Origin of the sequence: Paraburkholderia sp. BR10954, from assembly GCF_040965775.1 — a bacterium.
In the GTDB taxonomy this organism is placed as follows: Bacteria; Pseudomonadota; Gammaproteobacteria; order Burkholderiales; family Burkholderiaceae; genus Paraburkholderia; species Paraburkholderia youngii.
Genome location: NZ_JBFRCK010000121.1, coordinates 1 through 3,887, shown reverse-complemented (window position 1 = coordinate 3,887; position 3,887 = coordinate 1). Strand labels below are relative to the sequence as shown.

Below are 3,887 nucleotides of genomic sequence, written 5' to 3'. Positions count from 1 at the left end.
GGGCTGAGCCTGCGAAATCTGGAAGAGATGATGACTGAACGCGGCATCGATGTCGACCATTCAACCGTGCACCGGTGGGCGATCAAGTTGCTGCCCGCTCTGGAAAAGGCATTTCGACGTCGCAAGTGCGCAGTCGGCAGGAGATGGCGCGTGGATGAGACGTATATCAAGGGTAAGCACTCGATCATTACCGTTGCCCACGAGATTGACCGATGAGGGATGTGCTGTCAGCGAATGGGGTCAATGCGCGCGGAGGGAGGCAGCAAAGGGGCGACGTTCCAAGGCAACAGGTCGTCAATCCGGTTGATGGGATGATCCGTGATGCGCTCGATGACGTTGTGTAGATAGGCTTCGGGATCAATCACGTTCAGGCGTGCCGATCCAATGAGGCTGTAGATCGCGGCAGCACGTTCGCCGCCTGAGTCTGCGCCGGCAAACAGACAATTCCGCCTTCAATGCACATATTTGCATTGGAGGCGTTATGCGTAGTCGGGAATTATGCGGAGTTGCATCGAGCCAAACGCAACATGGATCGGTTCTACGGACCTCCATGAGGTTTGTGTGCCGCAGCAAACTGCACATAAAAAAGGTGCTTTCCTAGATGGGCAGTTATCCATTTCGGGAGAATCATCATGACCGGTTTGACTCCTCTACGACCGCAACCTCAGGCGTGGTTGTGGCGCAGCGTCCTTTCCCCGTTTGCAGAGCGGTACTGCGAATATCTTCTGGAGCAGGGCTATGCTCCGAGTACCGTCAACCGCTACGTCAAATGCGTTGCACACTTTGCGCATTGGGTCGCAAAGCGCCGCATACCCGCGGCTCGTGTCGACTATCGGCTGGTCAACAATTTTGTAGCCAACCATCTCTCACACACTGCACTTGCCCAGATCCCATTCCGAGAAGTGCGGTGGATGTAAGAGCCGCCCTTCAGCATCTTCTGGTTGTATTTGGCATGCGTGCGATCCCTTGGTTTCTGCGGGACGAACCTGATGCGATTCGCGATGAGGTTTGTCGGTTCATCCAACATCTCGAAGACGTTTGCGGGCTTGCGGACTGCACACGATATCAGCGCGGTCGGATCGTTCGTGACTTCCTGCGCCAACAGTTCGACGAATTGTTCCGCGATGGCTCGATACGCGAGGCGGCATGCCATGCGCACGCGAGGAGAAAGTTCTACGACATCCATGTGCGCACGCCATCTGACACAACACAAAAGGCACTCGAATATATTGGCGGGCTCTATGACATCGAGGCCTCCATTCGCGGCAGGCCAGCCGCCGAGCGGTTGCGAATACGGCAGGAGAATGCCAGACCTCTGCTTCAGATCTACGAAGCGTGGCTCAGGGCAAAGCTCGAAACGCTGTCGTCGAAGTCCGATACGGCCAAGGCGATCAATTACACGCTGAACCAGTGGAGCGCACTGACGTTGTATTGCGAAGACGGCACGCTGGAGATCGACAACAACATCGCGGAAAATGCGCTGCGTTGTGTAAGCCTGGGGCGGAAGAATTTTTTATTCGCCGGCTCCGACAGTGGCGGCGAACGGGCAGCCGCAATGTACTCGTTGATCGGCACTTGCAACTTGAATGACATCGATCCGCGTGCCTACCTGGACTATGTGCTAGCCCACATCGCCGATCACAAAATCAATCAGATCGACGAGCTCCTGCCTTGGCGTGTGGCCGACAAGCTGCACACGCCAGCAAGCCCGCCGAATCCCGCTACCTGACCGGCGGCTCCAGTTCACCATCATGCCCCACGCGCATGCGAATGGACCAACGGCCCAGCGGAGCCGCTTCCCGAAACGGCTTCAGGCTTGCGCGACTACGCGATGGTCCGATGTCTGGTCGATCTTGGTCTGCGAGTCGGTGAAGTCGTGCAAATTCAGCTCGACGATTTGAACTGGCGCGACGGTACGCTTCGAATCCGACGGACCAAATCGAGACGGATGTATGTGATGCCGCTGCCAGAGGCGACCGGTTGTGCGATAGCCGATTACATCCGGTTAGCCAGAAAGGCAACAGCGGTATCCCGATCTGTTTTCGTTCGGCACTATGCGCCTGTCGATACGCCACTGGGGACGGGCCGAGTCCATCAGGCGGTGCATGCCGCGTATGTTCGCGCCGGGTTGACCAATCGAACTGGAAGTCATCTTCTTCGGCACAGTGTCGCCAGACGGCTGCTTCGATCGGGGTCCTCGTTGAAGGGGTTCTACGCCGGAATCCCAGAAAATTCCGTCATCACGACATTGAGAGCGTCAATCGGCTTGTTTGCTTGGGGCGTGACGCGCGCCAAAAGCCTGCCGCATCTGTCTGGCGCTGGATTTCATCGCCGTGCAGGTACATCGGACGGACCATCACGCGGGCCGCAGTTCGATGAGATTGTCGAACAGATCGAGGCCATCCTGACAGTCTCGACAGACCCAATGTGGCATCGGCCCGACCGGATCCGGATGGTCGCTGAAGGCCGTCAACGCCGCATCGTACTGGGCATCGGTCGCGGTCGAGCGCATGATGCGCTCGAGATTGGACACGATACCGTCCAGGCTGCACTCGCCGATGTTAGCCTTGAATGCCGTCACGCCCCCCGACGGATTGACCGCAAAGAAGAAAAACGCCTTCGTCTCGATCGTGTGCGACAGGATCGTCCTGGCGATCGCATTGCCCGGATTGATCAGGGCGTTGAAGATTCGATAGCCGTAAAACTCAAAGCCGAAATGCACGACATCGAAGTCGTCGGTACCGCGTACCGAATGGCCGAAGTTGAAGCCACCGCGCGTGAGGTCTTGTGGAATATCGTCGACGGGACGCAGTGCCAGGCAGACATAGCGCGTTTGGCCCTCGACCACGATCCCCATGGCAAAGCAAGGCGCTCGCTCGGCCAGCAGGGCCTCGACAAAATTCCGGTTCATGCGTAGCGTGGGCAGCATCAGGATTCCTTCGTCGTGAGGATAAAAATTCGCCGCTCCTGCTGCTCATCGCCGTCGAACATCAATGGCTACTCGTCGTCGAGATCGAACAGCGCGCGATCTGCCGGACGGAACAGGAACTCGTCCATCATCGCGCGGAAATCCGCAACATCCCACTCGCCGCGGTCGACACGGCGCAGCAACGCCTCGCCGGCCAGCATGATCTTTCGCTCGCGATCCGCGCGCGTTTGCTTGACCTGCTGGCGCTGTGCCTTGGCGGCTGCCTTGCGGGCTGTCTTGATCTCCTGCAGCTTGTCGTCTGTCGCGGCGAGGCGACGTTTCAGCATGTTCATCCTGAAGTCCTGTGCGATGAATCAGTTTGCGCTGACAGCCGCCATGTCGGCGGGCGCCGGATCGGGGGCGAAAGTACGCCAGGATCGGCGAAGACCTTGTGGGGTGGGCTTTTGCGGAGCGCAGTATTTGTGGTTCGACGAGACTCCACCCGTTACCTCCTGTCGTAATCAATGCACGGCGTCTGGCCTCAGGGAGGCCAAGCTCGCCAAGGCGTCAGCCAGCCACCTGGACCGTTCGCACGGGGCCGTCGTCGCTTCCGTTGCCCGGTTGCGTTGCATGATAACGTACGCTTCCAGAAAGGCCTGCTTTGTGACAAGGAGCTCAGTCGGTAAATGCCTGCCCGAACTGCCGTGCCCGCTTCACATCGTCGGTATGCAAGTAAATCGACGTGGTCGAAATCGAGGCGTGACGCAGGTTATCCCGCACGGCGCTCAGCTCGACGCCCTTCGCAATCGCGTGGGTTGCATGGGTATGTCGACTATCTCTTCAAAGAGATAGGCGCCACTATCTTCCCTGCCGGACTATGTCTTGTAAGACTGCGATGCTGCCCCTTTCTGGGCAAATGTGCGAAGCCATATAGAGATAGTCTGAGGCTCCTTTCCGCTGCACCCCAACATCGGGGAAG

Annotated in this window: 3 protein-coding genes and 5 pseudogenes; 4 read left to right on the top strand and 4 right to left on the bottom strand. The window is 58.1% G+C overall.

Translation table 11 applies throughout. The annotated features are described in order from the left end of the window. Positions 1-177: pseudogene (locus AB4Y34_RS41035) on the top strand (IS6 family transposase); the annotation flags it as partial. Positions 178-227: 50 nt separating this feature from the next. Here AB4Y34_RS41035 and AB4Y34_RS41030 read toward each other — a convergent pair. Continuing rightward, positions 228-452, bottom strand: a pseudogene (locus tag AB4Y34_RS41030) (transposase domain-containing protein); the annotation flags it as partial. Between the two features lie 180 nt (positions 453-632). On the opposite strand from AB4Y34_RS41030, the gene AB4Y34_RS41025 reads away from it, so the two are divergent. The 3 genes and pseudogenes from AB4Y34_RS41025 to AB4Y34_RS41015 form a co-directional block, all read left to right on the top strand. Further along, on the top strand, positions 633-917 hold the full coding sequence (locus tag AB4Y34_RS41025; RefSeq protein WP_368719217.1) for a site-specific integrase: 285 nt from the start codon (positions 633-635) through the stop codon (positions 915-917). Positions 918-1,105: 188 nt separating this feature from the next. Then, positions 1,106-1,729, top strand: a pseudogene (locus AB4Y34_RS41020) (IS66 family transposase); the annotation flags it as partial. A gap of 87 nt (positions 1,730-1,816) precedes the next feature. Then, positions 1,817-2,194: pseudogene (locus AB4Y34_RS41015) on the top strand (tyrosine-type recombinase/integrase); the annotation flags it as partial. A 162-nt stretch (positions 2,195-2,356) separates the two neighbouring features. Here the strand turns inward: AB4Y34_RS41015 and AB4Y34_RS41010 are convergent. The 3 genes and pseudogenes from AB4Y34_RS41010 to AB4Y34_RS41000 all read right to left on the bottom strand — a co-directional run. Further along, positions 2,357-2,929 carry a hypothetical protein gene (locus AB4Y34_RS41010; RefSeq protein ID WP_368719216.1) on the bottom strand — a complete coding sequence of 191 codons (573 nt, stop codon included), beginning with the start codon at positions 2,927-2,929 and terminating at the stop codon, positions 2,357-2,359. Between the two features lie 68 nt (positions 2,930-2,997). Continuing rightward, entirely contained in the window at positions 2,998-3,261 is a 264-nt protein-coding gene (locus AB4Y34_RS41005; protein ID WP_368594171.1) for a hypothetical protein, read from the bottom strand. A gap of 322 nt (positions 3,262-3,583) precedes the next feature. Beyond that, positions 3,584-3,739 (bottom strand): annotated as a pseudogene (locus tag AB4Y34_RS41000) (tyrosine-type recombinase/integrase); the annotation flags it as partial. Positions 3,740-3,887 lie beyond the last annotated feature (148 nt).

What these genes read in the sequence shown, in the direction of transcription:
- AB4Y34_RS41025 (WP_368719217.1), top strand. Translation starts at nt 633, where the DNA reads ATGACCGGTTTGACTCCTCTACGACCGCAACCTCAGGCGTGGTTGTGG.
- AB4Y34_RS41010 (WP_368719216.1), bottom strand. Translation starts at nt 2,929, where the DNA reads ATGCTGCCCACGCTACGCATGAACCGGAATTTTGTCGAGGCCCTGCTG.
- AB4Y34_RS41005 (WP_368594171.1), bottom strand. Translation starts at nt 3,261, where the DNA reads ATGAACATGCTGAAACGTCGCCTCGCCGCGACAGACGACAAGCTGCAG.